Source organism: Bacteroides sp. 2201st1_D9_2201SCRN_220225 (assembly GCF_040928965.1).
Classification (GTDB): Bacteria; Bacteroidota; Bacteroidia; order Bacteroidales; family Bacteroidaceae; genus Bacteroides; species Bacteroides stercoris.
This window is the reverse complement of record NZ_JBCODG010000155.1, coordinates 1-2,500: the sequence shown is the minus strand read 5'-3', so window position 1 is coordinate 2,500 and position 2,500 is coordinate 1. Positions and strand designations below refer to the sequence as shown.

General features: G+C 47.8%; 3 protein-coding genes. All 3 read right to left on the bottom strand.

The annotated features are described in order from the left end of the window. Nucleotides 1–96: 96 nt before the first annotated feature. Nucleotides 97–390, bottom strand: a complete 294-nt coding sequence (locus tag AB5903_RS22300; protein WP_005641696.1) for a helix-turn-helix domain-containing protein — start codon at nt 388–390, stop codon at nt 97–99. A 12-nt stretch (nt 391–402) separates the two neighbouring features. After that, on the bottom strand, nt 403–606 hold the full coding sequence (locus tag AB5903_RS22295; protein ID WP_074668675.1) for a helix-turn-helix domain-containing protein: 204 nt from the start codon (nt 604–606) through the stop codon (nt 403–405). A gap of 387 nt (nt 607–993) precedes the next feature. After that, on the bottom strand, nt 994–1,206 hold the full coding sequence (locus tag AB5903_RS22290) for a hypothetical protein (RefSeq protein ID WP_181978305.1): 213 nt from the start codon (nt 1,204–1,206) through the stop codon (nt 994–996). Nucleotides 1,207–2,500 lie beyond the last annotated feature (1,294 nt).

Below are 2,500 nucleotides of genomic sequence, written 5' to 3'. Positions count from 1 at the left end.
GTAGCATAGCCAAAAGAAAATATAGCAGAACTTAAAATATAAATGAGGTTGTGCCAACGTTTTGACACAACCTCATTCTTAAACTTGAATACGATATTATACCAATGCTGCGTGATAGTTCTCCTCCAACAGCTTCTCGATGTCCGACTGCCTGTACAGGATCTTCCCGCCAAGCTGGATATAGGGAATCCGCCCTTGGTCCCTGTAATCCTGCAGGCACCTGCGGCTGATCCTCAACGTTCCGGAAAGCTCCCTGTCGGTCAGGAACCGTTCCCCGTTGAAGGGAGGACGGTTGTCACGGGCAAGACGCTCCACTTTTTTCTCCATGTTGTCCAGCAGGGCAAAGAACCTGCGGACACGTTCGTTCTCCTTGTCGATAATGCCTTCCATCTCTTCCGCTCTTTAAAGGTTTCCGTTCTTCCTTCCTTCTCTCATTGCCTTCTCCTTGCGTCTGATGCCGACGTAGGCCATCAGCTTCTCCACATCCTCTGGCTTGTAATAGAACTTGCGCTGGAGGCGGGTGAACGCCAGCCGTCCGGTATCGCGGAGTGTCTGCAGGGTACGTGGCGAGATGTCAAGGCGCAGGCAGACATCCTGGCCGTCCAGTCACTCTCCGGGTTCCTTACAGCGGTTTCTCTCATACAATCTGTCCACATGTGCGGACAGGTTCTCGGCACGTGCCAGCATCCTCTCAAGGACACCGGCCTCGATGTAGCATATTTCCATATTTTTCAACTCGTTTAAATGTCAGTGCGAATATAAGGGAAGAAACCATGAGAGGCAAGCGCGACCGGCACACTGGCAGGAATAGTCATGGATAGTCGGTTTTTGTCATATGGGAAGGAAAAATACTCCGTAGCCGGTCGGTTTTCACGACCCCCTTTGGAAAACCTGAAGGACGGGTGCGTCACGGCGATGAAAAAAGAAAAATCCCCACCGGAAGTGAAGCGACCCCAAACCGGCAGGGAGTGTAAAAATAAAGGAACGGACTGTTCAGCCCTTGATGTAACCGTACTTTTTCAGGTCGTCCCTGAAATGCTCCGGCGTGTCGGTCCTCACCGTCACCCCGTGCAGTTCCCTGTACCGCCCGGAGAAATTCACCATGTACTCCCCGTCGGTGCACCCGCTGTCAAACCAGCTGCCCTCACGCAGGACGCGTACAAACTCGGAAGGGCCGGAGGCGGCAATCCTGCCGCCATCCGCCAAAATACCTGATCTCGTTTTTTTTATTATCGGTATTTCAAATGTCTCAAAAGCCTCTTTGACAGGTTACCATCCGGGATGATCGCCTGAATTCGCATGTACCGGATTTTCTATTTACCAGATTCCATAATGGTTCCTGCCATCCGTTTTTTCTCTGCGGCTGTCGCTTTTTTCCTCGTGGCATCATGGTCTGTTACCTGATAGGAAAAGCCATCTCCATCACAACCATGAATTATAGTGTAGCCATATTTGTATATAGCCGTATGATACGCTATCCGGATAATGCTATCACAGAATTGCGATATAGCCGGATATCAAAATAGGGATAGCCGGGAGCGAAGGGAGCACGCATCCTTCCGGATATAGATATCTCAAAATCTCCATTTGCAGAAGTGTATAAATATCAATCCATTAATGGAGACGATGAAGAAAAACAATAAGGCGTATACGGCTACCTGTTATTCTCCATTTGCAGAAGTGTAGAAGTAGCAATCCGTTAATGGAGACGATGAAAAAACAATAAGGCGTATACGGTTACATGTCATTCTCCATTTGCAGAAGTGTAGAAGTAGCAATCCGTTAATGGAGACAATGAAGAAAAAACATAAGTCGTACACGGTTACATGCCCATTCTCCATTTGCAGAAGTGTAGAAGTAGCAATCCATTAATGGACAATAGGGCATGTAAAGGGCAGATTTTCCGTATATTCGCCTCCTTATCCCCGAATTATGGGCGTAAGTCACATGGTCATGGAGATATATCTATCCTTTAATGGGGAGAACAGCCGGCAAATATCTGATGGAAAAGCCCCACAAACCACAGGAAAATAGCCACACAATGGTCTGATACACAATAATTATTGGAGAAACATGGTCCGCTCCTGCGGACAGCAAGTTGTGTTTTCGTTAAACGAAAATCGTACGGTTTAACGGCAACCTGCCGCCAAACCGTCCCTGCCCCCTGATGCTCCGGAGTCGTGGGGGATAAGCTACCGGCATGTTCCATGTCCCTTTGGCATGGGATCCTGCGGATGAATCCGGGCACAGAAAGGCGATTTTCGCATAATTTTTCACAAGGTAGTTCCAGAAAAAACTGGTAGCAAGACTTTGCTGGAAGGACTAAACAAGAAGGTGAAAGGAGTGATGTACACCCGCAATGCCCTTGTCCTTTTTCGACTGGGATGCATAAAGGAAGCGAAATATTTTATAAGTGGTTTCTTGAAGGTGTGTCGTAATGCACGATGCACCTTCTTTCTTGTTTATCACCGATATAAATCGGTTTATTTTCTTCAAGCTG